Genomic DNA, 25,419 nt, shown 5'->3' with positions numbered 1-25,419 from the left:
CTCCAGCCTCACGTCTGCTCGGACGCCACTGACCACGGTACCGGACCGGCGCACCCGATTTTCTAGTCCGCGCCCACGATCAGCTTGTACTTCACGTCGACCTCGGTGCCGTTCGCCGAACCGCGGATCACGAGTTCGTGCTCACCGGACGCCGGCGCGGGAATCCACGCGTACAGGCCGCAGCCCACGGAGTTGATCCGGCCGGCCTGGGTCTCGAACGGGTTGCCCGCGCGCGCCTCGTAGGTGAACGGCGTGGCGGACACCCGCGTGAGCGCCTGCGTGGAGCCGTCCATCAGCACCTCGCCCTGCGCGCCCTTCATGAACGACTCGCAGGTGGCGACGTCGCTCGCGAGGTTCACCACCGGTGCCAGCAGGGGTTTGGAGGCCGGGACGCGGCACTGCCGCTCGACCGGGCCGTCGCCGAGCGACCCGGCGAGCAGCCAGACCTCGACGGGCTGGTCGCGCATGCAGTACCGCCCGGAGGTGTCGGACACCGGGTTGCTCCCGGAGGGCTGGGAGGCCCACGTCCACCAGAGCGCCTGGAAGTCGGCAGGCGCCAGTTTGTCCGAAGTGGACGGCTGAGTGGGGGGTTGTGCCGCCATTTGCGCGTTTCCGCCACAACCGGCGAGCAGAACAACCAAGAACAGCAGGACTATCCTCACTGGTTCTCGCGTCCCTTGCGTCGTTGTTCCTCCGCGCGCTCACGGCAGCGACGCAGGAACTCCTCATCGTCGTCAGGATTGCCGGCCGCGAACCGCCCCGGCCGGTCGTACTCGGGATAAGCGGGCGTACCGCGTTCGAAAGCTCCCAGTCGCGCCCTTCCGGTCCCCACCACCGGACGGCCCGCGACGAGCCACGCGATCGAACCCACCAACGGGAACAGCAGGACCAGGAGAAGCCAGACCATCTTCGGCATATTGCGAACTGAGCCTTCGTCGCTCGTGATGACGTCCACGACCGCGAAGATCGTCAGACCTATCATCACCACTCCGAACAGCCCACCGAAGTACAGCATCTCCACCCCCAGGTCATGCGGTCGCCGCACATCGTGGCACAGGGGGCCACTCCGTGAACACAGCTCACAGGTCAATCGTCGAGCCACAAATTCACAAGCACGTGAATCCCGCCGAAACAAAAGCCACAACGGCCCGGAAATACCGCACAAGCGTGCGCGCGCCGCACCTGGGGCTACCGCCGCGCGTTCCGCCGTCAGGCCTATCCGGGGTGTCTGCCGATCCGCGCAACCATTTCGGCCCGCGGGACGAAGAACTTGAACGTTCGTCCAGAATTCGGGAACGCTCCCAGCGGCGGCCCCAATTGTGTTTCCCACGATTCGAACGCGGTTTCGCGTCCCGGAACGTTCACACCGTCCCAGGTGGACTGGAGGCCGTGAGCGAACGTGACGCTGAGCACCAGACCTGCTGTCAATCCGTTGCCCACCCGGTAAGCACGCCTTAGCGTCGGACGCATGCCCAAGGGTGCCGAGAGCTTGCTGGAAGTGCTGGCCGCGCACGACGTCGAGGTGGTGTTCGGTCTCCCGGGCGTCCACAACCTCGCGGTCTGGGAGGCGCTGCAACGGCATCCGGGCATCCGCATGATCGGGGTGCGTCACGAGCAGACGGCCGTCTACGCCGCCGATGGCTACGCCCGCGCGACGGGCAGGCTCGGCGTCGCGGTCGTGACCACGGGTCCCGGCGCCGCCAACACCCTGGGCGCCACCGGCGAGGCATGGGCGTCGGGCAGCCCCGTGCTGGTGATCGCCACCGACATCCCGTCCACGCTCCGGCAGCCCGGCGTGTACCGCGGCGTCCTGCACGAGACGCGCGACCAGCGGGCGATGTTCACGCCGGTGACCAAGGCGTCGTTCGACGTCCCCACCGTCGCGGAACTCCCGTCGTACGCCGACAAGGCCGTCCAGCAGGCGCTCACGAGTCCGCACGGCCCGGTCTACCTGGGGGTGCCGACGGACTTCCTGTCCGCCGAGGTCCCGAGCCACACCGTCACGACGTCCGCCCCCGCACACGCGTCCGTAGACCTCACCGAAGCCATCGCTCTGATCGCCAGGTCTGCCCGGCCGTTGATCTGGACAGGCGGCGGCGCGGCCCGTTCCGGTGCAGGACCAGCCATCGGCACGTTGGCCGACAAGCTGGGCGCACCGATCATCACGACGTACGGCGCGCGCGGCCTGACGGACAGCCCTCTTGTCGTGCGCGGTCCCGTGCACGCACCGCCCGTCGGAAAGCTCTGGGACGACGCCGATCTGGTGATCGGGATCGGCACCGACTTCGACGGCATGATGACGCAGAACTGGTTACAGCCGAAGCCACCCGCCCTCCTGGCCATCAACGTCGACAAGGCGGAGGCGAGCAAGAACTACCCGGCCGACGTCACTCTCGAAGGCGACGCCGCCACCGTCACCACCGCCCTGGCGGCCGCACTGTCCGAGCACCGCGGCCACCCCGACGTCGACGCGCTCAACGCGGAGGTCCGCGCGCTGGCTGAAGCCGACTCGTCTGAAGCCGTGAAGTTGTTGCGCGCGTTGGAGAACACCGACGCCACGATCGTCGCCGACATGTGCATCCCCGGCTACTGGATCGGCGGCTTCCACCACGTCACCAAGCCGCGCGGCCTCGCCTACCCGGTCGGCTGGGGCACCCTCGGCTTCGGCTTCCCCGCGGCCATCGGCGCGGCGCTGCACGGCCCCACGATCGCGGTGGTCGGCGACGGCGGTTTCCTGTTCGCCTGCGGGGATCTGGCGACGTTGAGGCAGGAGAACCTCCCGCTCACCATCGTGCTCGTGGACGACGGCGGCTACGGCATGCTCCGCTACGACCAGCAGGTCGCGAACCACGCGATCAGCGGCGTCGACCTCACCCGGCCCGACTTCGCGAAGCTCGCCGAGAGCTTCGGCATCCCGGCCGTGACGCTCGACGGCTTCGACGATCTCACGCCCGCCCTCGCCGCCGCCGAGGGCCCCAGCATGATCGTCGTCAACGCGAGTCTCCAGCCCCCGATCAACACTTCTCCGCGCTGGTACCGCAAAACCTCTACTTGATCAGACGCCTCCTGGGTACCGTCCCGCACATGGGACGTGGGCTCAGGGTCGTGCTCATCGTGCAGGCGGTCGTGCTGACCGCGTTGTCGGGTCGCTACGGGTTCCACCGCGACGAGCTCTACTTCCTCGCGGCGGGCAAACGGCTCGACTGGGCTACGTCGATCAGCCCCCGATCACCCCTCTCCTCACCCGCCTCACCACCGAACTGCTCGGCGAGACACCGGTCGGCCTCCGGGTGACCGCGACGCTGCTCGCCCTCGCCGTCACCGTCGTGGTCGCCCTGACCGCGAAGGAACTGGGCGGTGGCACCACGTTCGCCGCGGCGGCCGCCGCCACGTCGAGCTTCCTCCTGGCCGTGGGCCACATGCTCGCCACCGCCACCCCGGACTTCCTGATCTGGGTCCTACTCGCCTACTTCGCGATCCGGCTGCTGAAGTCCGGCGACGGCCGGTGGTGGCTCGCCGTCGGCGCCACGGCGGGCGTGGGGCTGGCGAACAAGTGGCTGCTGCTGATGCTGCTGACGTCGTTGGGAATCGCACTGCTCGCCGTGGGCCCACGCTCCGTGCTGCGCACCTGGTGGTTCGCGGCGGGGATCGCGGTATGCGCCGTGCTGGCCGCACCGGTCGTGATCTGGCAGGCGCTGCACGACTTCCCGTTGCTCACCGTGGCCAGGGGCATCAGCGAGGACGACGGCACCGAGAACCGCATCCTCTTCGTCCCGATGCAGATCCTGATGCTGTCCCCGTTGCTCGTCCCGGTGTGGCTCAACGGTTTCCGGAACCTCTGGCGCGACACCACGCTGCGGTCGATCGCGCTCGCCTACCCGATCCTCTGCGCGCTGTGCCTGATCACCGGCGGCAAGCCCTACTACGCGATCCCGTTGCTGCTCGTACTGACGGCTGCCGGAGCTCGCCAGGCCCAGGAGTGGTTGCTGCGCACCAAAACCCTCGGTCGCACCCTGGTGGCGCTGAGCCTCGTGCCGGGCCTGCTGATCTCCCTGCCGATCCTGCCGCCGAGCGCACTGGGCCCGATCCTGGCCGTCAACCCGGAACAGGGCGAACAGATCGGCTGGCCGGAACTGGCCGCCACGGTCAAGCAGGCGTGGCAGGACAACGACCGCCCGGTGATCATCACCCGCAACTACGGCCAGGCGGGCGCCGTGGAGGCCTACGGGGGCCTCCCGGTCTACTCCGGCCACATGTCGTTCTACGACTGGGGACCTCCGCAGGTGACCAGGGACAAGGTGCTGCTGGTCGGCTTCGCCCAGCCGCCGTTCGCCGACTGCACGGTGGTCGCCCGGCATCACAACATCGTGGAGAACGAAGAAGACGGCGTGGAGATAAAGCTGTGCACGGCACCAACAGAACCGTGGGACGCCTTCTGGCCAAGGCTCCGCCACTACTACTGAGCTGACAAACTCACCCGGTGACCCGAACCTGGCCCGAGAAGCTCGCCACCGACGAAGCCGCGCTCGCATGGGAGTTCCTGGACTTCCTGCGCAAGACCGCCGTGCTCAAGGTCGACGGTCTCACCCGCGAGCAGGCCGCGGCGGCCCCGATCGCGACGTCCCCCGGACTGACCGCACTCGGGCTGCTCAAGCACCTCACGGCCGTGGAGCGGTACTGGCTGTGCATCGCCGGCGCGGGCCTCGACCTGCCGTCGCTGTGGCAGGGCGACCCGGACCCGTCGTGGCACCTCGAGGACGACGACACCCCGGCGTCGCTCATCCAGGCCTACCGCGAGGAATGGGCGCACGCCGAGGCGGTGAAGAAGCTCTCTCCCGACACCGTGGCGGCGGACGGCGAGCGCACCGTGCGGTGGATCCTGGCCCACGTGGCGCAGGAAACCGCGCGCCACGTGGGCCATCTCGATCTGCTCCGCGAACTCGCGGACGGCCAGACCGGCGAGTAGCTACACGCCGAGCCAGGCGATCAGCAGCAGGTACGCGACCAGCGCGAGGAAGTGCCACGGACACAGGTCCAGGCTCTTGCGCACTCCTGTCCCACCGACGGGCACAGGATCCGGGCGGTGCGCCTCGACGGCGTCCCGGATCCGGTCCTGCACGCGGTTGCCGCGCACCGAACTGGCGATGGAGAACGCCCCCGAGGCGACGCCGACCTTCTCACCCGAGACGAGCACCAGGTTGACCTCGTCGGTCGCCTCGACGGACGAGAGTTCGGCCCACGGCACCCAGTACGCGCGGAACCAGTTGACGACCAGCACACCCGACTCGTAGACCTTCACGACCGGATGCGCGGTCACCATCCACACGAACCACAACGTGGGCGCCAATGCGGCGACCAGCTCCAGCTGGCCACCCAACTCCTTACCGGGGAAGGGATCCAGCAGCGCGTAGGTGAGGAACGCCAGCAGCCCGGCACACGCGAGCACGCCGAACGCCGTGTCGAACCTCCTCCGCAGGACCACCGCGGCCCTTCCCCGGTGCAGAGTCATCACCTGCTACCTCCTCCGATTGCTCCACCAGCCTGACCAGGCAGCACCCCAGCCGAGCTGAACGTTGTTGACCGCGGCGTTGTAGCCCCAGTTCTGCCAGGTCTTCCGCCACACGACGGGCGGCCTGGCGGGCACGCGCTTCCAGTGCCGTCCGCCGGTGCTGACCGCCTTGCCCCAGTGCCGACCAGTCTGGCGGACGACACTGCCCGCCCGCCAACTGCTCGCCACCGCGCGCCCCAGACCGCCGCCGAGCAGCGTGAGCCCGAGGTTCACGCCGGCGTTCGCCCAGTCCACGCGCTTGGTCGTGACCTTCTCGTGGACGAGGGAGGCGCCCCACAACGCGACGCCCGCGCCGAGACACGCACCCGCCGAAGCCACCACGCAGCCGACCGCGACAGCGACCGTCGCATAGGTCTGCCAGTTGTTCTTGACGTGGTTGCCGACCTTCTTCATCCAGTTCGGCCAGCCCCAGCGACCGTCGAGGTCGGTGCCGTTGATCGGGTCGCCGTTGACGTAGTCGTAGTCGTTGGCGGAACCGCCCTCGACCGGGTCGACCGACAGGAACCTGCCCAGGATCGGGCTGTACGGACGGGCGCCCATCTGCACGATGGACAACGCCCCGGCGTGCTCGTAGAGCCGTTGGTGCTGACCGAGCCAGCCGTGGTCCATCTGGCCCGGCACGTTGTCCGGCACCGCGTCCGGGTCCACCGCTCCCGTTTCCGCCAGCGGCTCGCCGAACGGCGTGTACGTGCGCAACGCACCGGCCTGCTTGCCCGCGGCGTCCGTGGTCAGGCTGAGGTCACCGCGCACGGTCGGGTGGTCGTACTTGCGCTCCTCGCCCGCGATGGTGAGGAGCACCCCACCGGGCAGGGAGATCGACCGCGTCAGCACCTTCTTGTTCACGTCGAGCGCGAGGTCGGCGGAGTCGTCGCTGTCGGTGTGCCCGTAGAGGACCGTCGCCTGCTGGTCACCCGCCGTCGCACCGCGCCGGACGATCCGGTCGGTCACGTCGCGCTGGTAGCTCACGTCGGCGGGATCAGCGCCCACGGACCGCGCGCCGAGGTTGCGGTCGGCGGCGTCCCACGACAGGTGCGTCGTGGAGCCGGCAACGGTGTACTCGGTCGTGTTGCCGTGGTCGTCGTACTTGACGTTCGTCACCGTCGCGGCGCCGACGGTACCGAGGATCCGGTCAGCGGCGTCGTAGCAGTAGCCCGTCTCCTTGACGCCCGAGGCGGACGTGTCGGTGAGCCGGACCCGGTTGGTGTTCAGCCCGGCGTTGGCCGAGGTGCCGGCCGGGCATCCCGCCGACGCGGCGGAGCTGAAGTCGTAGGTGTACTGGTGCCCGTTCACCCACGCCTGAGTCAGCCTGCCCGCGTCGTCGTAGACGTAGTTCGGTGCCCCCAGGCGAGCGTCGACGCCGCCGAGCGACTCGTCGACGATCGTGCCCGTTCGAGTGCGGGTGACCGTCGACTCGATCTCCTTGCCGTCGCTGGTCCTCCACGTCTGCGCCGTGATGCGCCCGGCACCGTCCCTGCCGATCGAGGACGCCGAGCTGCCGTTCGCGTAGGTGACCGACTGGACCTCACCGGCGGCGTTGTAGACCGACGTCGCCAGCGTCGCGCCGTTGAGCGCAGTGGAGACCGTGCGTCCCGCGTCGTCGTAGACGAAGGACTTCTCCTGCACAGGATCGTTGGGCGGGAACACCTTCTCCACGGTCTTGCGACCGACGTGGTCGTACTTGAGCTCGGTGCGCACGCCGTGCACGTCGGTGTACTCCACCGTGCGGCCGATCAGGTCGATCTTGTGCGTGACGGTGCCGTTGTGGTCGCTGACCTTCGTCGCCAACGGGTCGCCGTCGGCTCCGTAGGTGGTGGTGACCACGCGTTCGCCCGAAGTGGCGTTGCCGGGGTGCTTGACCTCGACCACGCGGTCGCGGGCGTCGTACTTCGTGCACGTCCAGGCGCCCGACGTGCCCTTCGCCACGACACGGCCGGAGGCGTCGTAGATCTGCTCGTCCTCACGGGCCGATCCGGACGCGGGTGCCGTCGAGTTCGTCTGCTTGGCCAGGCCACCCTGGTTCACGGCCTCGACCTCCGGGGTGCACGGGTTGTCCCGCGTCTCGGTGTCGCCGTAGTACGTGGTGGTGGTCTGCGCCCCGCTGGGCAGGGTCTTGCCCGTCTTGCGCAGGTATCCCGCACCGACGGCCTCGTAGGCGTTCTTCGTCGTGAGCCCCGACGCGATCGTGCTGGTCGGCAGGCCGTACGCCGGGTCGAGCCCGTTCTCGCCGTACTTGGTCTGCGCGGGCGTGTTCGGCACGCCGTGCGACTCGTGGGTCGTCGTCGAGGTCGCGTGGTCGTAACGTGGCTTCAGGTTCGTGCCGGGAACGACCTGCTGAACACCTCCAGGAGTCGTCCAGTGCAGTTCGAACTGCGCCGTGACGGCACCCTCGTAGTACTCGATGCGGATCTTCTTGGCCGAGCCCGCCGCCGCGCTCTTGACGGTCGCTTCGCGCCACTTGGGCGGACTCTCGATCCAGTCGTCGATGACGAGCTGGTCCTCCACCCACACGCGGACACCGTCATCGGCGAGCAGCCGCAGCTTGTAGTCGCCCGCCTCCGGGAACACGATCTCGCCGGACGCCCGGATCGAGAAGTTGTCCACGGGGATGCCGGTGGTGGGGCCACCGGTGCCGAAGTCGCGCGCGATGCTGCCGTCGGCGTTCAGCCCCGTCTGGTACACCTTCGGCGCGCCGATCAGGTCGCGGTTGTCGTAGAACGACAGCGCGAGGCCGTTGATGCCCTCGTCGTAGCCGGTTTTCGTGTGCGGCACGGTCGCCACACAGGCGGCGGTCGGCAGCTGACCCTCGAAGCAGGACGCCGGAGCCGGGCCGTAGCTGTCGACCATCCGGTCCTGGGCGTCGTAGACCTTCGTGGTCTTGCGGCCGGCGGAGTCGGTCGAGGACAGCTCCTGGTCCTTCACGCTCCAGGTCTGCGACGTCACGACCCTGCCGGTCGCGTCCGTCGTGGACAACAGCCGGAACGCGTCGTCGTACACCACCTTGGTGAAGTACCCCACCGCCGGCGAGAACCCGACGACGTCCACGTAGGACGTTCGCTGCGCCGGGTCGTAGCGGAAGATGTGCTGCGTGCGCTGCACGTCCGCGGCGACCTGAGGCTGGAAGACCTGCCGTGCCACTGGTTTGGCCGCAGTGTGGTCATAGTAGTGGACGATGTAGTTCGCGCGGTCGTTGCTGCGGTTGGCGTGGTCCTTGGACACCCAGTCGGCCGCGACGGTCTCCCGCAGGCCGTCGAGGAGGCCGTTCGTGGTGAAGCTGAACTGCGTCAGCTCCGCACCGGGGTCCTCGACCTGCACCAGGTTGCCGCGGTGGTAGTACAGCCTCGACTGGGTGCCGTCCCAGTACGAGACGCGGCACAGCATCTGCGACGGGGGCAGACGTTCCGCGTCCGGCGGCGGCGTGGCACCGCCGTAGCAGTCGTCACCCGGCCGGTTGTAGTGCAGGCGGTGCGCCCGGCCGGACACCGGGTCCTTGATTTCGCGCAGCCGCGAGGGCGACCCGTCGTAGATGTTCTGCAGGGCGGCCGGCTTGCGGGTGTCCGCGGCGGCGGTCTGCGACTCGAGCTTGCCCTCGGCGTTGAACGCGAACGTCCCGGCGCCGTAGGTGAGCGTCACCTTTCCCGTGGTGTCGAGCGCGATGGTGCCCAGCTCGCCGTCGGGCGGGGTGTATCCGCCGGTCGCCTTCTTGGTCCACGTGTGCTTGGCACCCGTGCCGTCGGTCAGCACGATGTTCTGGTCGGTGATCTTCGCTTCGGTGAACGTCGTGCCGTTGCCGTCGAGGTCGGCCGAGAGCGTCCAGCCCCTCGGCAACGCAGGCAGGTCGGACGAGTGCAGCCAGTCCGCGGGCACGATCTGCGGCGGCACCGTGGTCCCGTCGGTCGTGCGGGTGAACAGGCGCAGGTAGGCCGCGCCGGTCACCTCGGCGAGCTCGATCTTGATCGGCACGCGCTGGCCCGCGGACAGCTGGACGTCCTTGGCGACACCCCAGTTGACGTCGCTGCAGCACCCCTGGTCGTAGACCGAGTTGCCGTTGACCCACACGCGCAGGCGGTCGTCGTGCACACCGGCGAACTGGTAGGTGCCGGTCGCCGGGGCCTGGAAGAAGCCTTCCCAGCGCGCGACGAACCAGTCCTTCGGCAACGCCGGCGCGAACGGGGAGGTGTCCCCCCAGTCCACGTTGACCTGCGGTTCGGTGCGCACCAGCACGGGCTGCTGCTGCGGGCTGATCTCACCGTTGTGCGACAGGTCCTGGAAGTACGAGGCCCGCAGGCCCTTCTGCTCCTGCTGCTGGGAGTTGTACGTCATCGTGAGGCCGGTGTTGCCACCGACCGCGTTGAACGTCGGCGACGACACGGACGTCGTCACGTTGCCGTTGGCCAGGTTCACGCTGATCGGGCCGAGCGTGTCGACGGGCGCCGGACCGCGGTTGCCGATGCGCTGGTCGACCTTCAGGTGGAACACCGCGCTCGGCACCTGCGTGATGCCGCTCTGCGCCTTGACGCGCCAGGTGTAGGAGACGCCGTCCTGGAGCACACCGGCCGGAACAGTCCACTTCGGACTGTCGAGGCAACCGGAGTCGACCACCACACCGGACTTCGCGTCCGCCCCGGTCGCGACCGTGAAGCAGTACTTCACCGGGTCGCCGTCCGGATCGCTGACCGGGCTGACCTCCAGGGTCGGTGTCGTGGTCGTGAGGACGCCGTGGTCGGCCGGACCGACCAGCGACGGCGCGGGTGGCGCCGAGCCGGTGTCCACGGTGAGCGTGGCGGTGGCGTACTTGTAGCTCCAGACACCCGGAGCCTCGTGCCCGACCACCATGAACGTCGCCATGTGCCGGATGTCCGCGACGTGTTGGAGGAACGAGACCATGCTGTCGCCGGTCAGCGTGCCGACCTGGCCGACCAGGCCACTGGCCAGGTGGCCTCCGAGGCCGTTGAAGTTGAGCGCGGAGGCGTGGTAGAGCTGCGCGGGCCAGGTCTTGTCGGGCGCCAGCGGCGAACGCTGGTTCGCGAGGTCGAGCTTCGCACCGACGATGCGCTTGCCGTACAGCGACTCGTAGTTGAACCGCAGCGAGCTCCGCCAGTACTTGTCGCCGCTGTCCAGCACGTTGCCGAACTGGATGTTGCAGTTGGCGCAGGCGTACCCGTCGGACTTGTACGACTCGGAGTAGGCCACGCCGAAGGTGAACGTCGGGTCGACGCTGACCGGGTAGACCCGCTTCGGGTCCTTCAGCCAGGCGTCGTCCACCGCGACCGTGAGAGTCCAGTCCGCGCCCGACTTCTCGACCGTGTACGTACCGCCGGTGTGGGCGGGAGGCGTGTTCTCGCCATCACCCGCCGAGTCCCAGGTGACGATCGGCGGCATGACGATCTTCGGCACGCCGTTCTCGTCGCGGAGCTCGACGGTCTGCTGTTCCGTCACGACCGGTGTGAGACCACCGGTCTTGAGGCTGAACCGCCACCTGTTCGCAGACGGCACCTTCTTGAGCTTGATGGTCTCCTTGACCGAGCCCGGGGTGACCTCGTAGGTGAGGTCCGTGTCCGGCGCGACGTCGGAGTACTCGGCGGTGTCGCCGGAGACCTCGACCTTGCTGTTCTTCGCGGGGCGCTCAGGCGCCAGCGCGACCTTGCGGCCGTCGAACTGGACGGTGATCAGCGCCGGGTCGTCGGCCGCGGCACCGAGTGAGGGGCTGAGCGGGTGCCGCTGCGCCTTGACCCGCCGGGTCGGGACGTCGGCGACCAGAGTCGTGTCGACCTCGTGCCACTGACCGAGCGCGTCCTTGACGTTGCGGGGCTCCGTGGACTGCTTCATGGTCCGCGTGCCGTCGGGGTTCTCGTACTCGTCCACGAACGTGGACCGCGAGACGACCTTGGACCGCTCTTCGTCGAAGTGCTCACGCTTCTGCGCGAGCGAGGAGAAGTCCGCTCCGGGATCGGCGGGGGCGATCGGCGCGCTCGGCACCTCGGCTCCCTTGAGGACGGGCAGTGCGGTCGGATCGATCGCGACCGGTGCGGCCGGAGCCGCCGCGAAGGCGGGCACCTCGACCAGTGAGAACGACAGTGAAGCCAAAAGCGCAGCAACGATCGCCCGTGTTCTTCGCACACGGGAAGATCGCGCCGCATCGCGACGCGTCATGCGTTTGATCCCCCAAGCTCACGGGGGCGCGAAAGACTTCCGCTGCCCACGCACCCCCAGCGTTGACCGCAGCAGTATGCGCAATTCGGTCAAAGCGTTCAATGGTCCAGCCGGGGGATCAGGCGTCAGTTGAGCGTCAGATCACACCTTGTCCAACCAGGGGAACAGTCGAGTTCAGGGAAGGCCCAGGTACTCACCCGCGGTGTTCTGACAGACTTCCCGCAAAGCATTCACCGCGTTGCGCAGCAACGGGTTCGTGTTCGCCGTTCGGTGCACGACGTACACGTGCCTGCGCAAAGGCTTGTGCCGCAACGGCATCGCGTGCGTGCCCGACAGGCCCTTGTATCCGAGTGCGGGCACGAGCGCGACGCCTACGCCCGCCCCCACGAGCGACTGCACCACCTCGTAGTCGTTGCTGCGGAACACAATTCTGGGCGCGAATCCCACGGCGGCGCACAACCGCGTGAGGCAGGTGGCGCCGGAAGTTCCGTCGCGGGAAGCTATCCACCTCTCGTCTTTGAGATCTTCTAGTTTGACGTTGTTCTTCGCCGCCGGGTGCTCGGCCGGCACCAGGACGAGCAGTGCCTCGTCGAGCAACGGCACCACCGTCAGCTCCTCCTGCCACGTCCGCGGCACGAGGTCGTACGCGTACACCAGCGCCAGGTCGAGCTCGCCGGTCAGCACGAGCGGCAGCACGTCGTCCGGCTCCGCCTCGTCCAGCCGGATCTCGGCTCCCGGCAGCTCCGCCTGCAGCCGTGCCAGGGCCCGCGGCACGATTCGCGCGCTGGCCGTCGGGAACGTGCCGATGCGCAGGCGACCGCGCAGGCCCTGCACCATCGCCTTCACCTCGTGCTCGAACCCGTCGAACGCGGCGAGCAGCTCGCCACCGCGATCGGCGATCAGCAGCGCGGCGCTGGCGGGCCTGATCGAGTGCGCCTCGCGTTCGAAGAGCGTCACACCGACCGCCCGCTCGAACGCCGAGATCTGCTGCGACACGGCCGAGGACGTGTACCCGAGCCGCCGGGCGGCCTCGGCGAACGACCCCGCCTTGACCACCTCGACGAGCGTGCGGAGATGAACCGGATTCAGCACCAGCCGAGCTTATGCTCAAGGTCGCGAGGTTTCATTCTGCGACCTCTGGCGCATCCGCCGCCCACCTACCAGGGTGGATGCCATGCCGTACATCTCCACGAACCCGTCGAACACCTCCGACGTGGTCGCCGAGATCGAGCTCGCGACCAGCCGCGCCTTCGTCGACGCGGCCCACCGGGCCAAAGCCGCCCAACGCGCGTGGGCACGCGTGCCCGCACCCGTGCGAGGCCAGGTCATCGGCAACATCGGCCGCCTGGTCGAAGCCAACTTCGAACCCCTGGCCCAGCTCGTGACCCGCGAGATCGGCAAGCCGATCGGCGAGGCCCGCGGCGAGGTCCAGGAGATCGTCGACACCTGCGACTTCTTCGTCGGCGAGGGCCGGCGCCTCTACGGGCAGACGGTCCCCTCCGAGATGGCCGACAAGCAGCTCTTCACGTTCCGCAACCCGGTCGGCGTCGCGGCGATCATCACCGCCGGCAACTTCCCCGTCGCCGTGCCGTCCTGGTACATCGTCCCCGCACTGCTGTGCGGCAACTCGGTCGTGTGGAAGCCCGCCGAGTACTCCGCCGCCTCCGCCCAGGCCTTCTACGACGTCTTCCAGGCCGCGGGCATCCCCGCCGGCGTGTTCGAGATCGTCTTCGCCGAGGGCTCGGAGACGTTCACCGGTTTGGAGCAGTCACTGCAGCAGGGCCTCGTCGACAAGGTCGGCTTCACCGGCTCCAGCGAGGTCGGTGTGCGCATCGGCGAACTGTGCGGCCGCCACCTCCAGACGCCGTGCCTGGAACTGGGCGGCAAGAACCCGATGGTCGTCACCGAGGACGCGGACCTCGACCTCGCGGTCCAGGGCGCGCTGTTCGCCGGCTTCGGCTCCGCGGGCCAGCGCTGCACCTCGCTCGGCACGGCGATCGTGCACGAGTCGCGGTACGACGAGTTCCTGACCCGGTTCACCGAGGCCGTCGCCGGAGCCACCGTGGGCGACCCGACCGGCGACGTCCTGTACGGACCGTTGCTGGACGAGAAGTTCGCGCTGGCGTACGAGAAGTACCTCGGCTGGATCGGCGAGCACCACACGGTGCACGGCCCGACCGGCCGCATCTCCGCCACCAGCCCGCGCGGCGACTTCACTGGTGAGAACGGCTTCTTCTACCACCCCGCAATCGTTTCCGGTGTGCGCGACGACGACGAACTCTTCCTCCAGGAAACGTTCGGGCCGATCGTCGGCGTCATGAAGTACGCGGACCTGGACGAGGCGATCGAGCTCGGCAACAAGCCGGGCTACGGCCTCTCGTGCTCGATCTACACCACGGACCCGAACAAGGCCTTCCGGTTCCGCGCCGGCATCTCCGCCGGCATGGTGAGCGTCAACAACTCGACGTCCGGGGCCGAGGCGCACCTGCCGTTCGGCGGCAACGGCAAGAGCGGCAACGGCTCCCGGCAGTCGGGCGTGTGGGTGCTCGACCAGTTCACCCGCTGGCAGTCCATGAACTGGGACTACTCCGGGAAGCTGCAGAAGGCGCAAATGGACACTCTCGCGATCGAGGCGAACCTTGACTTCCGCCTCGCCTGAGCTGCCCGCTCAAGCTGAGGTCGTCGTCATCGGCGGCGGGGTGATCGGCACATCCATTGCCTTTCACCTGGCCGAGGCAGGAGTCCGGGATGTGGTGGTCGTCGAGAAGGATGATCTGGGTTCCGGCTCCACCTGCAAAGCGGCGGGTGGGGTGCGCGCCCAGTTCTCCGACGAACTGAACATCAGGCTCGGAGCTCGCTCAATCGAACTGTTCCAACGCTTTCCGCAGCGGCCGGGGCAGGTGATCGACCTGCACCAGGTCGGCTATCTGTTCCTCCTCTCCTCTCGGGACCACGTCACGGCGTTCGAGCGCAACGTCGACCTCCAGAACTCCCTCGGCGTGCGCAGTCGCATGCTGACTGTCGAGGAAGCACGGCGGATGTCGCCGCTGATCGAAGCGGACGGCCTGCTCGCGGCGGCGTTCTCTCCGGACGACGGCCACTGCACGCCTGAGTCCGTCGTCCTCGGTTATGCCACCGCTGCCCGCCGGTTCGGTGCCCGCTTCAGCACTCGAACCACCGTGGAATCGATAGTAGGGACGGGGTCCGACAGTTTTCGCGTGGAGACCGGCCGCGGGGCCGTTTCGGCGCGGAAAGTCGTCTGCGCGGCCGGTGCCTGGTCCCGCGAGATCGGCGCGATGGTGGGCGTTGACCTGCCGGTTTCCCCGCTGCGAAGGCAGATCATGTTCACCGAACCCATGCCGGAGCTACACGATCGGGTGACCCCGTTCACCATCGACTTCGGCAGCACCTTCTACTTCCACCGCGAGGGCCCGGGACTGCTGTTCGGCATGTCCGATCCCGACGAGACGCCGGGCTTCAAGCTGGACGTGTCCGACGCCTGGCTGCCGCGGCTCACCGAGGCGATCGGCAGGCGCGCGCCGAGGCTGCTGGACGTGGGCGTGCGCGACGGGTGGGCCGGGCTGTACGAGGTGACCCCGGACCACAACGCCCTCATCGGCTCGGCCGGCAACTTCTTCTACGCCACCGGTTTCAGCGGGCACGGCTTCCTGCAGGGCCCCGCGGTCGGCGAGGTCGTGCGCGACCTCGTGCTCGGCCGCGAGCCCTTCGTCGACGTGTCCGCGCTGGACGCCTCCAGGTTCGCCGCCGACCAGGCGCGGCCCGAACTCAACTGCGTGTGAGGAATGTGATGGACGTTCTCCAGCTCATGGACGAGTGGGGGCCCGAGAAGGTCGTCTGCGTGTCCGACCGGCGCACCGGCATGAAAGGTGTGCTCGTCATCGACAACACCGCGCGCGGCATGGGCAAGGGCGGCACGCGGATGAGTCCGGCCGTGACGGTCGAGGAGATCGCCCGCCTCGCGCGCGTGATGACGTGGAAGTGGGCCGGAGTCGACCTGTTCTTCGGCGGCGCGAAGGCGGGGATCGTGTTCGATCCTTCCTCCCCTGACAAGGAAGCGGCGCTGCGGGCGTTCGCGCGCAAGCTCTCCAACGAGGTGCCGCGCGAGTACGTGCTCGGCCTCGACGTCGGCCTCACCGAACGGGACGCCGCGATCGTCCAGGACGAACTGTCGGACCGCGGCGCTATGATGGGCGCACCGGCTCAACTCGGCGGTCTTCCGTACGACGAGCTGGGCGTCACCGGGTACGGCGTGGCCGAGGTGGCGGACGAGTTGGTGGAGCTGCGCGGCAAACGCGTGGCGGTGCAAGGCTTTGGCGCGGTCGGCGCCGCGGCGGCGAAGCGGTTCGCCGAACTGGGCGCTGTGGTCGTCGCCGTGTCATCGGTGCGCGGTGCGCTGGTGGACGCCGGCGGTCTGGACGTCGCACGGCTGCTGAAGCTGCGAGGCGAGTTCGGTGATCTCGCGGTCGAGGAGTACGGCGCGGTCCAGGCACTCGGCACCGAACTGCGGGTGCCCTGCGACGTGCTGGTGCCCGCCGCACTGCAGGACGTGATCGACGCGGACCTGGCGAGCGAGCTCGACACCACCCTGGTGATCGAGGGTGCGAACCTGCCGACTTCCGTTGCGGCGCAAGAGGTTCTCGCGCGGCGCGGGATCACGGTCGTGCCGGACTTCATCGCGAACGCCGGTGGCGTCGTGGCGGCGGCGTACGGCATGGACGCGCGGTACTCGCCGTTCCCGGTGAATCCCGCGACGGTGCTGGAGGCCGTGTCGGAGAAGCTGAGGGCGAACGCGGTGAACGTCCTCGCCGAGGCCAGAAGTCGTGGCACCACAACGCACGTGGCGGCCCGCGCGCTCGCACAGGAGCGCGTGCTCGCCGCGATGAAGTTGCGCGGGCGGGTCGCGTGAGCGGCGGCACGCACGAACCGGCACGCGACCGTGCGCCGGCGATGGCGCATGCAACGGCGAAGCAACGAGGAGCGGGGTACAAGAACCTCGACATCGGGCAGGAACGTGCGCATGTGTTGTGCGCGAGGACGAAGCAGCGAAGGCGGACGGCATGAGTTCCCTCGAAGGCGTGGTGATCGCGGACTTCAGCCGGGTGCTCGCGGCGCCGTACGCGACGATGATGCTGGGCGACCTGGGCGCTGAGGTGGTCAAGGTCGAGCAGCCCGGCAGGGGCGACGAGACCCGCGCGTGGGGTCCGCCGCACTACGAGGACGAGGCGACGTACTTCCTGTCCGTCAACAGGAACAAGACGTCGGTGCAGATCGACCTGTCCACCGAGCAGGGCAGGGAGCAGGCGCGTGAGCTGATCGCGCGGGCGGACGTCGTGGTCGAGAACTTCAAGCCCGGCACCATGAAGAAGTTCGGGCTGGACTACGAGTCGCTCGGGCGCGACGACCTCGTCTACTGCTCCATCTCGGGGTTCGGCTCCGGCAAGGGCGCGGACCTGCCGGGCTACGACCTGCTCGCGCAGGCCGTGGGCGGGTTGATGAGCGTGACGGGGCCCGGTCCGTACGAGCCGGTGAAGACCGGTGTGGCGCTGGTCGACGTGCTGACCGGCCTGCACGCGTGCGTCGGGATCCTGGCGGCGCTGCGGCATCGCGAGGCGACGGGGCTGGGGCAGCTCGTCGAACTCGACCTGCTGACGGTGCTGCTGTCGAGCATGGTGAACCAGAGCGCGGGGTTCACCCTGGCCGGGTCGGTGCCGAAGCCGATGGGCAACCGGCATCCGTCGATCGCGCCGTACGAGGTGTTCCCGACGGTCGACCAGCCGATCGTGCTGGCGGTGGGCAACGACCGGCAGTTCCGCCGGCTGTGCTCGGTGCTCGACGTGCCGGAGCTCGCGACCGACGAGCGGTTCGTCACGAACTCCGACCGGGTCGAGCACGTCGACGAGTTGTTCGAGGTGCTGTCGGCGCGGTTGCGGACGCGGCCCGCTCAGCACTGGTTCGAGACGCTGACGCCCCTCGGGGTGCCGTGCGGTCCTGTCAACGATGTCGCGCACGCGTTCGCGCTGGCGGAGTCGCTGGACCTCAACCCGACCGCGACGATCGGCGACATGACGCTCGTCGCGAACCCCATCCGCCTGTCGCGCACGCCGGTCACGTACCGGCTGCGCCCGCCGAAGCTGGAGCCGTGATCGTGCAGGACCCGTTGCAGTTGCTGGACATCCCGTCGTTGCTGGGCGACGAGGAGCGCGACATCCAGGCCACCGTCGCGGCGTACCTGGCGGAGCACGTGCGGCCGCACGTCGCCGAGTGGTTCGAGGCGGGCATGCTGCCGCGCGAACTGGCACAGGAGTTGGGCAAGCTCGGTGTGCTCGGCATGCACCTCGAGGGCTACGGGTGCGCCGGGACGTCGGCGCTCGCGTACGGGCTCGCGTGCCTGGAACTGGAGGCCGTGGACAGCGGCATCCGCAGCTTCGTGTCCGTGCAGGGGTCGCTGTCGATGTTCTCGATCTGGCAGTACGGGTCGGAGGAGCAGAAGCAGGAGTGGCTGCCGCGGCTGGCCGCCGGTGAGGCGATCGGCTGTTTCGGCCTGACCGAACCCGACTTCGGGTCGAACCCGTCCGGCATGCGCACGAAGGCGGTGCGCGACGGTGCGGACTGGGTGCTCAACGGCACCAAGATGTGGATCACCAACGGCGGCCTGGCGGACGTGGCGACGGTGTGGGCGCGGACGGAGGAGGGAATTCGCGGATTCCTCGTTCCGCGCGGCACGCCGGGATTCTCGACGCGCGACATCAAGCAGAAGCTGTCGATGCGAGCGTCCGTCACCTCCGAGTTGGTCCTGGAGGACGTGCGGCTGCCGGAAAGCGCGCGGCTGCCGCTCGCGACTTCCTTGCGGGCACCGCTGACATGTCTGAACGAGGCGCGGTTCGGGATCGTGTTCGGCGCTGTCGGTGCCGCGCGGGATTCGTTGCAGGCGGCCCTGCGCTACTCCGGCACGCGCATCCAGTTCGACAAGCCGATCGCCTCGTTCCAGCTGACGCAGCGCAAGCTCGCGAGCATGGCGGTGCAGGTCAGCAACTCGATGTTGCTCGCGTTGCACCTCGCGCGGCTCAAGGAGGCGGGCACGCTCAAGCCCGAGCAGATCAGCGTCGGCAAGTACAACAACGTCGAGTCGGCCATCGCGATCGCCAGGGAAAGCCGGACCGTCCTCGGCGCGAACGGCATCTCGCTGGAGTACTCGCCGCTGCGTCACGCCAACAACCTGGAATCCGTCCTGACGTACGAAGGGACTTCCGACATCCATTTGCTATCCATCGGCCACGCGTTGACCGGAATCCCCTCGTTCCGCTGATCTTTCGTCTTATCCTGCACCTCGCACTGGGCTCGGGGGTGGGAGGAAGTTCTGCCGGAGGAGACAAACAGCCGCAGTGACGCGCGCCGCAACCGCAAGCGATTGCTGGATGCCGCGACGCACGTCCTGCGGGCTGAACCAGCAACGGCGACGATGCAGTCGATCGCGCGCAAGGCGGCGCTTTCCCAGGCGACGGCGTATCGGCACTTCCCGTCCGTGGAAGCGCTCGTGGTGGCCTACCACGAAGACGTCATGGCGTCGTTGGTCGACCACGGCGAACGGTCTCGCAAGACCGGCAAGGAACTGTTCGAGCACCAGGCAGCGCGGTGGGTGAAGCTGCAGAACGCCCACGGCCCGGTGATGGTGCGGTATTCGTCGCAGCGCGGGTTCCTGCACCGCCTGCACGGCGGCGAGGCGATGGCGGCCTTGTCGTGCAGCGCGTGGGACCAGGCGTTGCGGGGCGTGCTGATCGACCTGGAGCTGCCCGACACGTTGCTGAACGTGGCGCGGTTTCTGCACAACGCGTTGTTCGACCCGCGGGAGATCCTCGACCTGACGAAAACCGCCGGACTACCTGACGAACAGGTGGTCCGGCGGCTCTCCGACGCGTTCTACGGGGCTTTACAGGGCTGGGCCGCTCATTAGAGGCCCAGCGGGAGCACCCACTTCAGTTCGGACTTCACGTTCGGGCGGCCGTCGAGCGGGTTCTCCCCCGCGATGCCGCCGGCCGCGATCTTGTCCAGGGTCTTCAGGCCCTCGGGCAGGATCTGGCCGAACACCGTGTAGTTGGGACGCAGGATCGAGTCCGCCTGCACGAGGAAGAACTGCGAGCCGTTGGTGTCCGGGCCCGCGTTGGCCATCGCGAGCGTGCCGCGCGGGTAGATCCGGCGCTCCCCGGTGGGGTCGTTCGGCGCGGGCTGCAGGTCGGTCGGCAGTTCGTCCTCGTACTTGTAACCGGGGCCGCCCTCGCCGGTGTTGGACGGGTCGCCGCACTGCAGCACCTTCAGCGTCGGGTACGCCGTGAGCCGGTGGCACTCGGTCTGGTTGTAGAAGCCGCGGTGCGCGAGGTGGATGAAGCTGTGCGCGGTGCACGCGGCCTTGGTGCGGTCGAGGACCAGCGGGATGTCACCCTGGTTGGTCTTCACCTTGACGAGGACCTTGCCCTTGGTGAACCACGGGTCGTGCGGGATGGACACCGGCCGCGCGGCGGGCTCCTCGGGGGTCGCGGTGTAGCCGCAGTCGGGCCGGGCCGTCTGCACGTCGGCTGACGCGGTGCCCGTCGTGATGAAACCCACGGCCAGCGCCGCCACTGCCAGTCCAGCTGCGATTCGCCTCATGCGCGTTTCCTAGTGGAGTTCGGTGCGAGCGGGCAAGGTTTAACGGATCACTCAGTTGTCGGTCGACTCGGTGATGTCGTACTCGCACTTCGCCTCCGCGCCGGAGTTCGTGAGCTCCTTTTCCTTCTCCACGCGAAGTTTGCAGGTGGCTTGACCGGACTCCGGCTTCACCACGAGCGTGATCTTGCCGAGGGCGTTGGCGAGCATCGCCGCGTCCTTGATCGGCAGGTCGACGGTTTCCGACTGCGAGGCACCGCCGGGAACGTTCAGCGTCAACTGGGCCTTGCCGGTGCCTTCGATGTCGTAGAACGCCTCGTAGGTGTAGCTCTTCGGGCCGCACGCGGTGAGCGCCAGCACGGGAATCAGCAGGAGCAGTTTCTTCATGGCTCGAATTCTGGTGATGTGCGCGGGGTCTGGCTTCTGTCCGGAGACCGGTTGCGGATCCTACTTTTGGCCGACCAGGCGGGTTTCCCACGCCCAGGCGGCGATCTCGACGCGGTTGCGGGCGTCCAGTTTGGTCTGCACGCTCGCGAGGTGCGTCTTCACCGTGCCCAGCGAGATGAACAGTTCCTGGGCGATCTCGGCGTTCGTCTTGCCGACGGCCGCGAGCTTCACCACGTCGAGTTCGCGTGACGAGAGCTTGTGCGGCTCTTGTGGTGCGGGCGTGTTCATGTGCTGCAACAGTCTTACGGTGATCGACGGGCTGATGAGCGCGTCGCCCGTGACGGCCGCACGGACCGCTTCGACGAGGAGGTTCGGACCGGCGTCCTTCAGCAGAAAGCCGCACGCGCCGTTCTTCAGCGCCGTGTGCACGTAGTCGTCGTGGTCGAACGTCGTGCACACCACCACGTTCACGTCGTCGGCGATCTGTTTGAGCGCTTCGAGTCCGTCCATGCGGGGCATGCGGATGTCCATCAACGCGACGTCCGGCTTGGTGCGCCGCGCTTCGGCGACGGCCTCGACACCGTCCCGCGCTTCGGCCACGACCTCGATGTCGGACTCGGCCCCTAGAATCATGCCGAAGCCCGTGCGCACCATCGCCTGGTCGTCCGCGACGAGAACCCTGATCACGCGGTCGCCTTTCCGGTCGGGAGTGCCGCGTCGACGACCCAGCCGCCGTCGATGCCCGGCCCTGCTCTGAGTCTGCCACCGAGCGCCTGCACTCGTTCGGTGAGTCCGACGAGCCCGAAACCGTTGCCCTGCCTCGCGGGCTTGCCGTCGTTGGAGATCTTGACAGTCACCCAGTCCGCCGTGGTCTGGATCCGGACGTCCACTGTGGTCGCTTCCCTGGCGTGCTTGCGCACGTTCGTCAGCGACTCCATGACCACGCGGTGGACCGAGCTGGCGACCTCGGGAGGCAGGGTCTCCGTGTCGCCGTGGACTTCGAGGGTCGCGCGTGGTTCGGCCGCGATCAACGGTTCGATGTCGACGACGCCCGCGACCGGTGCGACGGGAGCGTCGTCGCGCAGCATGCCCACCATGCGGCGCATCGCGGTCATGGCCTCGCCGCCGGCCTCCTCGATGCGTTCCAGGGCTTCTCGCGCCTGCGCCGGGTTCCGTTCGACGATCCGCCCGGCGCCCTGGGCCAGCACGACCATGCCCGTGATGTGGTGGCCCACGAAGTCGTGCAGGTCCCGCGCGAACTCGGCCTTCTGCTCGGCCCGGACGGCCTCGACCTGCCTCTCGCGGGCGGTGCTCAGCAACCGCAGGTAGCCGACCAGCGCGAGCACCCCGGTGGCGACGACCAGCAGGCCCATCATCAACGTCAGGGAGGTGCTGCCGAGCGGGTGCTCCCACGGCTGGCTGACCAGGGCGACGACGACCAGGGCGACCAGCGGCGCGTCCCGCCACGACCTGGCCCGGTGGGTCGTCACCGCCAGCACGCCCGTCAGCGCGAGGGTCTCGGCCAGGCCGAACTCCTTGTCGAGGGGGTTGACCAGGGTGAACGTCAGGCTCGCGGTGGCGGCGACGGCGGCGAGCGCCCGGTTCGGGCGCAGCCAGGCGAGGGTGGCCAGCACGATGCACGCGAACGCGGCCCAGCCCGTCCACGGGTAGAGACCCGGCGACCGGAACAGGCCGTACCAGAAGTCCACGAACCCCGCGGCGAGCAGTGCGGCGACCGCGCCGAACCTCCAGAGCATGGCCATGACCTTAGGCATTTGCGTGCGGTCCGCAGATCGGCCGAAAGACAGAGGCGAACCCGGCGCAGGACCGAGGTGTCGCGCTCCGCTCCGGACTTTGCTGGCCATGTGAACAACTTCGCTTCCGCCGCCGCCGACCTCGTGAAGGTGTACGGCTCCGGTGACACCGCGGTTCGAGCGCTCGACGGGGTGACCGTCGGGTTCCGGCCTGCCGCGTTCAGCGCGATCATGGGCCCGTCCGGGTCCGGGAAGTCGACGCTCATGCACTGCCTGGCCGGCCTCGACACGGCCACGTCCGGCGCGGCGTTGCTCGGCGGGAAGGACCTGACGAGGCTCTCCGACAACGCGCTGACGAAGGTGCGGCGGGACCGGATCGGGTTCGTGTTCCAGTCGTTCAACCTGCTGCCGACGCTCACCGCCCGGCAGAACGTCCTGCTGCCGCTGACCCTCGCCGGACGTCCCGTCGACAAGGCCTGGTTCACGCAGCTCGTGGAGGTGCTCGGGCTGTCGTCACGGCTGGCGCACCGGCCGTCGGAGCTGTCCGGCGGGCAGCAGCAGCGCGTGGCGCTGGCGCGGGCGCTGGTCACCCGTCCTGAGGTCGTTTTCGCTGATGAGCCGACCGGGAACCTCGACTCGCGGGCGGCGGCGGACGTGCTCAACCTGCTGCGGCAGACCGTGCGGGAGTTCGGGCAGACGATCGTGATGGTGACGCACGACGAGAGGGCCGCCTCTTATGCCGACGCCGTGGTGCACATGGCCGACGGCCGTGTCGTTCAGGCGGTCGCCGCGTGAGGAGGTTCCTGCCCGTCCTGTCGATCACGATCGCCGCGTTCTTCGCGTACTCGACGGCGCTCGCCAAGGACATCGCCGAACGCTCCCTGGCCGCTCAGGCCAAGCAGCTGGTCGAGGTGTTCCTGCTGCTAGGCGCCTTCGTCACGGTCGCGATGATCGTGGCCGCACTGGTCTCCACCTCGACGTTCCGGATCGTGTTCGCGCAACGGATGCGGGAACTCGCGTTGCTGCGCGCGGTCGGTGCCACGCGGGGACGGCTGGCGCGCGGGCTCGTCGCCGAGGGCGCGCTGGCCGGACTGCTGGCGTCGGTCGCCGGGGTCGCGCTGGCGGCCGGGGCCGGGCAGCTCGTGCCGCTCGCGGGTCTGGTGGCGCCGGGGTTCCCGCTCACGCCCGCGCTGGCCGTGGTGTTCGGGTCGTTCGTGCTGACCACGCTCGCCGTGCTGGCTCCCGCGTGGTCGGCGGCCAAGGTCTCCCCGCTGGAGGCGCTGCGCACGTCCGCCGTCCAGGACGCCCAGAGCCGGATCGGTCTGCCGCGCTGGGTGCTCGGCTCCCTCATGGCCGCCGGCGCCGGGTGGCTGCTGGTCTCCGTGGCGGTCGACGGCCTCGCCGACGCGCGACGGCCGAGCGGGATGATCGAGGATCTGCTGCTGCGCACGACCATCAGCGGTGCGTTGACGTTCGGCACGTTGATCACGCTCGGGCCCGCGTTGATCACGCCGGTCCTCCGGTTGTTCGGAATCCTGTTGCGGCGCAGCACCATCGGCACGCTGGCGGTCAGCGGTGTCGGTGGCGCGCCACGCCGGGCCGCGTCGGTCACGGCGGTGGTCGCGGTGGGCGTCAGCCTCGTCATCGCGACCCTGACGGGCGCGAACACGTTGCAGGGACTGGGAAAGGCGGAGATGGCCAGCGCCTACCCCGCCGACCTGGAGATCACCGGGCCGGTCGACGCCGCGGCGCTGACCGCGGCCGGGCTGACGAACGTGCTCCCCTACCGGCGCACCGAGATCACCGTCGACGGCACGCTCACCATGCGCGCCACCGACCTCGACATGACGGGGCTGGGCGACCTGAGCGACTTCCGCGTCGATTCCGGTGCTCTCGCCGACATGGGACCGCGCAAGCTCATCCTGTCCACCTCGACGGCGACCAGGCTCGGTCTCACCGCTGGTTCCGCCGCGGACGTCAACGGCGTGCGGATGACCGTCGCGGCAACGCTGTTCGGCGAGATCCCCCTCGGCAGTGCACTGCTGCACTCGTCCGATGTGGAGGGGGAAACCGTTGGCGCGCTTGCCAACGGCGCCAAAGAACGCGTGCCGGCAGGCTTCGAGGCCGAGTCACTCGCGGACCGTCGCCAGGCGCTGGAGAACGAGTTCACCTCTTTGGTGGCAATCGCGCTCGGACTGCTGTTCCTCACGATTCTCATCGCCGTGGTGGGAGTAGGCTCGACCACGGCGTTGTCGGTGCTCGAACGGACTCATGAGTCCGGCCTGTTGCGCGCGATCGGCTTGCCCCGCAAGGGACTCCGTCGCCTCATCACGACCGAGGCCGCCCTCTACGGTTCGGTCGGCGCGGTGCTCGGGCTCGCGATCGGTGTTCCCTACGCCTGGCTCGCGATCATCGCGCTGGGCGTCGAGTGGCCGTTGCAGGTTCCCGTCGTGGCGGTCGGCGTGGTCGTGCTCGTCCTCACCGCACTCACGGCAGGCGCGGGGCTGCTGCCTGCCCGCCGGGCGGCGCGGGTGAGTCCGGTCGCGGCACTTCACTCGATCCAGTGACGTGTACCGGATCCAAGACCGGGTAACCGAACTGCATAGGGAGGTAATGCAGTCATGGGATTCGACGAGTTGAAGAACAAGGCCAAGGACCTCATCGGTGAGCACGGCGACAAGGTCGACCAGGGTGTCGAGCGCGCCGGGCAGTTCGCTGACGACAAGACCGGTGGCAAGCACAGCGAGCACATCGACAAGGGCGAGGACAAGCTCAAGGAAGGCCTCCGCAACTTCGGTGGCCAGCAACAGCAGTAGCGGGACCCACTCAGAGTGGTCCTTCTGAGGCGGCTCAGACGCTAGGTTCGCGTGTGAGTTAAGCCTGATCGGATTCACTTCC

Annotated in this window: 22 protein-coding genes; 13 read left to right on the top strand and 9 right to left on the bottom strand. The window is 68.7% G+C overall.

Annotated elements, in window-relative coordinates; genetic code table 11:
* Window positions 1-62 precede the first annotated feature (62 nt).
* A complete protein-coding gene (locus JNUCC0626_RS44310; protein ID WP_394616594.1) occupies window positions 63-602 on the bottom strand; it encodes a hypothetical protein in 540 nt (179 codons plus the stop codon).
* A 56-nt stretch (window positions 603-658) separates the two neighbouring features.
* Entirely contained in the window at window positions 659-1,015 is a 357-nt protein-coding gene (locus JNUCC0626_RS44305; protein ID WP_394622241.1) for a PLDc N-terminal domain-containing protein, read from the bottom strand.
* Between the two features lie 453 nt (window positions 1,016-1,468).
* On the opposite strand from JNUCC0626_RS44305, the gene JNUCC0626_RS44300 reads away from it, so the two are divergent.
* From JNUCC0626_RS44300 to JNUCC0626_RS44285, 4 genes are read left to right on the top strand one after another with little or no spacing between them, the layout of a single operon-like run.
* Complete coding sequence (locus JNUCC0626_RS44300; RefSeq protein ID WP_394616593.1) at window positions 1,469-3,055, top strand: thiamine pyrophosphate-binding protein; 1,587 nt, start codon at window positions 1,469-1,471, stop codon at window positions 3,053-3,055.
* A gap of 29 nt (window positions 3,056-3,084) precedes the next feature.
* Complete coding sequence (locus JNUCC0626_RS44295; RefSeq protein WP_394616592.1) at window positions 3,085-3,294, top strand: hypothetical protein; 210 nt, start codon at window positions 3,085-3,087, stop codon at window positions 3,292-3,294.
* Complete coding sequence (locus tag JNUCC0626_RS44290; RefSeq protein ID WP_394622240.1) at window positions 3,204-4,463, top strand: glycosyltransferase family 39 protein; 1,260 nt, start codon at window positions 3,204-3,206, stop codon at window positions 4,461-4,463. Before JNUCC0626_RS44295 ends, JNUCC0626_RS44290 begins: the two co-directional genes overlap by 91 nt.
* 17 nt (window positions 4,464-4,480) lie before the next feature.
* Window positions 4,481-4,966 carry a DinB family protein gene (locus tag JNUCC0626_RS44285; protein ID WP_394616591.1) on the top strand — a complete coding sequence of 162 codons (486 nt, stop codon included), beginning with the start codon at window positions 4,481-4,483 and terminating at the stop codon, window positions 4,964-4,966.
* Here the strand turns inward: JNUCC0626_RS44285 and JNUCC0626_RS44280 are convergent, their stop codons facing one another.
* From JNUCC0626_RS44280 to JNUCC0626_RS44270, 3 genes are all read right to left on the bottom strand, one after another.
* A complete protein-coding gene (locus JNUCC0626_RS44280) occupies window positions 4,967-5,509 on the bottom strand; it encodes a PH domain-containing protein (protein ID WP_394616590.1) in 543 nt (180 codons plus the stop codon).
* A gap of 6 nt (window positions 5,510-5,515) precedes the next feature.
* Window positions 5,516-11,623: a PA14 domain-containing protein gene (locus JNUCC0626_RS44275; protein ID WP_394616589.1), complete on the bottom strand. Its 6,108-nt coding sequence runs from the start codon at window positions 11,621-11,623 to the stop codon at window positions 5,516-5,518.
* A gap of 270 nt (window positions 11,624-11,893) precedes the next feature.
* The gene (locus JNUCC0626_RS44270; protein WP_394616588.1) at window positions 11,894-12,811 is read right to left on the bottom strand and encodes a LysR family transcriptional regulator; all 918 of its coding nucleotides are present in this window, start codon (window positions 12,809-12,811) and stop codon (window positions 11,894-11,896) included.
* An 82-nt stretch (window positions 12,812-12,893) separates the two neighbouring features.
* Here JNUCC0626_RS44270 and JNUCC0626_RS44265 point away from each other — a divergent pair, with 82 nt between their 5' ends.
* From JNUCC0626_RS44265 to JNUCC0626_RS44240, 6 genes are all read left to right on the top strand, one after another.
* On the top strand, window positions 12,894-14,378 hold the full coding sequence (locus JNUCC0626_RS44265) for an aldehyde dehydrogenase family protein (RefSeq protein WP_394616587.1): 1,485 nt from the start codon (window positions 12,894-12,896) through the stop codon (window positions 14,376-14,378).
* A complete protein-coding gene (locus JNUCC0626_RS44260) occupies window positions 14,359-15,519 on the top strand; it encodes an NAD(P)/FAD-dependent oxidoreductase (protein WP_394616586.1) in 1,161 nt (386 codons plus the stop codon). Before JNUCC0626_RS44265 ends, JNUCC0626_RS44260 begins: the two co-directional genes overlap by 20 nt.
* Before the next feature lie 8 nt (window positions 15,520-15,527).
* Complete coding sequence (locus tag JNUCC0626_RS44255) at window positions 15,528-16,646, top strand: Glu/Leu/Phe/Val family dehydrogenase (protein WP_394616585.1); 1,119 nt, start codon at window positions 15,528-15,530, stop codon at window positions 16,644-16,646.
* A 151-nt stretch (window positions 16,647-16,797) separates the two neighbouring features.
* Window positions 16,798-17,883: a CaiB/BaiF CoA transferase family protein gene (locus JNUCC0626_RS44250; protein WP_394616584.1), complete on the top strand. Its 1,086-nt coding sequence runs from the start codon at window positions 16,798-16,800 to the stop codon at window positions 17,881-17,883.
* Window positions 17,883-19,046, top strand: a complete 1,164-nt coding sequence (locus JNUCC0626_RS44245) for an acyl-CoA dehydrogenase family protein (protein ID WP_394622239.1) — start codon at window positions 17,883-17,885, stop codon at window positions 19,044-19,046. Before JNUCC0626_RS44250 ends, JNUCC0626_RS44245 begins: the two co-directional genes overlap by 1 nt.
* A 102-nt stretch (window positions 19,047-19,148) precedes the next feature.
* Window positions 19,149-19,691: a TetR/AcrR family transcriptional regulator gene (locus tag JNUCC0626_RS44240; RefSeq protein WP_394616583.1), complete on the top strand. Its 543-nt coding sequence runs from the start codon at window positions 19,149-19,151 to the stop codon at window positions 19,689-19,691.
* Here the strand turns inward: JNUCC0626_RS44240 and JNUCC0626_RS44235 are convergent.
* Genes JNUCC0626_RS44235 through JNUCC0626_RS44220 form a run of 4 tightly spaced genes read right to left on the bottom strand, consistent with a single transcriptional unit; the run spans window position 19,688 to window position 22,524 of the window.
* The gene (locus tag JNUCC0626_RS44235; RefSeq protein ID WP_394616582.1) at window positions 19,688-20,383 is read right to left on the bottom strand and encodes a peptidylprolyl isomerase; all 696 of its coding nucleotides are present in this window, start codon (window positions 20,381-20,383) and stop codon (window positions 19,688-19,690) included. The genes JNUCC0626_RS44240 and JNUCC0626_RS44235 overlap by 4 nt on opposite strands.
* Window positions 20,384-20,434: 51 nt before the next feature.
* Window positions 20,435-20,767, bottom strand: a complete 333-nt coding sequence (locus JNUCC0626_RS44230) for a hypothetical protein (RefSeq protein ID WP_394616581.1) — start codon at window positions 20,765-20,767, stop codon at window positions 20,435-20,437.
* Window positions 20,768-20,827: 60 nt separating this feature from the next.
* Window positions 20,828-21,454 carry a response regulator gene (locus JNUCC0626_RS44225; RefSeq protein WP_394616580.1) on the bottom strand — a complete coding sequence of 209 codons (627 nt, stop codon included), beginning with the start codon at window positions 21,452-21,454 and terminating at the stop codon, window positions 20,828-20,830.
* Window positions 21,451-22,524: a sensor histidine kinase gene (locus JNUCC0626_RS44220; protein ID WP_394616579.1), complete on the bottom strand. Its 1,074-nt coding sequence runs from the start codon at window positions 22,522-22,524 to the stop codon at window positions 21,451-21,453. Before JNUCC0626_RS44220 ends, JNUCC0626_RS44225 begins: the two co-directional genes overlap by 4 nt.
* A gap of 108 nt (window positions 22,525-22,632) precedes the next feature.
* On the opposite strand from JNUCC0626_RS44220, the gene JNUCC0626_RS44215 reads away from it, so the two are divergent.
* The 3 genes from JNUCC0626_RS44215 to JNUCC0626_RS44205 are packed head-to-tail and all read left to right on the top strand — an operon-like array spanning window position 22,633 to window position 25,337.
* The gene (locus tag JNUCC0626_RS44215; RefSeq protein WP_394616578.1) at window positions 22,633-23,316 is read left to right on the top strand and encodes an ABC transporter ATP-binding protein; all 684 of its coding nucleotides are present in this window, start codon (window positions 22,633-22,635) and stop codon (window positions 23,314-23,316) included.
* On the top strand, window positions 23,313-25,088 hold the full coding sequence (locus JNUCC0626_RS44210) for an FtsX-like permease family protein (protein WP_394616577.1): 1,776 nt from the start codon (window positions 23,313-23,315) through the stop codon (window positions 25,086-25,088). Before JNUCC0626_RS44215 ends, JNUCC0626_RS44210 begins: the two co-directional genes overlap by 4 nt.
* Window positions 25,089-25,142: 54 nt before the next feature.
* Window positions 25,143-25,337 (top strand): antitoxin, encoded by a 195-nt coding sequence (locus tag JNUCC0626_RS44205; RefSeq protein ID WP_394616576.1) that lies wholly within the window; start codon window positions 25,143-25,145, stop codon window positions 25,335-25,337.
* Window positions 25,338-25,419 lie beyond the last annotated feature (82 nt).

This window comes from Lentzea sp. JNUCC 0626 (genome assembly GCF_043632865.1).
In the GTDB taxonomy this organism is placed as follows: Bacteria; Actinomycetota; Actinomycetes; order Mycobacteriales; family Pseudonocardiaceae; genus Lentzea.
The sequence above is the reverse complement of the archived record's forward strand: the minus strand, read 5'-3'. Positions and strand labels throughout refer to the sequence as shown.

Coding starts and splice junctions, on each gene's coding strand:
- JNUCC0626_RS44310 (WP_394616594.1), bottom strand. CDS start 602: ATGGCGGCACAACCCCCCACTCAGCCGTCCACTTCGGACAAACTGGCG.
- JNUCC0626_RS44305 (WP_394622241.1), bottom strand. CDS start 1,015: ATGCTGTACTTCGGTGGGCTGTTCGGAGTGGTGATGATAGGTCTGACG.
- JNUCC0626_RS44300 (WP_394616593.1), top strand. CDS start 1,469: ATGCCCAAGGGTGCCGAGAGCTTGCTGGAAGTGCTGGCCGCGCACGAC.
- JNUCC0626_RS44295 (WP_394616592.1), top strand. CDS start 3,085: ATGGGACGTGGGCTCAGGGTCGTGCTCATCGTGCAGGCGGTCGTGCTG.
- JNUCC0626_RS44280 (WP_394616590.1), bottom strand. CDS start 5,509: ATGACTCTGCACCGGGGAAGGGCCGCGGTGGTCCTGCGGAGGAGGTTC.
- JNUCC0626_RS44265 (WP_394616587.1), top strand. CDS start 12,894: ATGCCGTACATCTCCACGAACCCGTCGAACACCTCCGACGTGGTCGCC.
- JNUCC0626_RS44255 (WP_394616585.1), top strand. CDS start 15,528: ATGGACGTTCTCCAGCTCATGGACGAGTGGGGGCCCGAGAAGGTCGTC.
- JNUCC0626_RS44250 (WP_394616584.1), top strand. CDS start 16,798: ATGAGTTCCCTCGAAGGCGTGGTGATCGCGGACTTCAGCCGGGTGCTC.
- JNUCC0626_RS44235 (WP_394616582.1), bottom strand. CDS start 20,383: ATGAGGCGAATCGCAGCTGGACTGGCAGTGGCGGCGCTGGCCGTGGGT.
- JNUCC0626_RS44230 (WP_394616581.1), bottom strand. CDS start 20,767: ATGAAGAAACTGCTCCTGCTGATTCCCGTGCTGGCGCTCACCGCGTGC.
- JNUCC0626_RS44220 (WP_394616579.1), bottom strand. CDS start 22,524: ATGCTCTGGAGGTTCGGCGCGGTCGCCGCACTGCTCGCCGCGGGGTTC.
- JNUCC0626_RS44205 (WP_394616576.1), top strand. CDS start 25,143: ATGGGATTCGACGAGTTGAAGAACAAGGCCAAGGACCTCATCGGTGAG.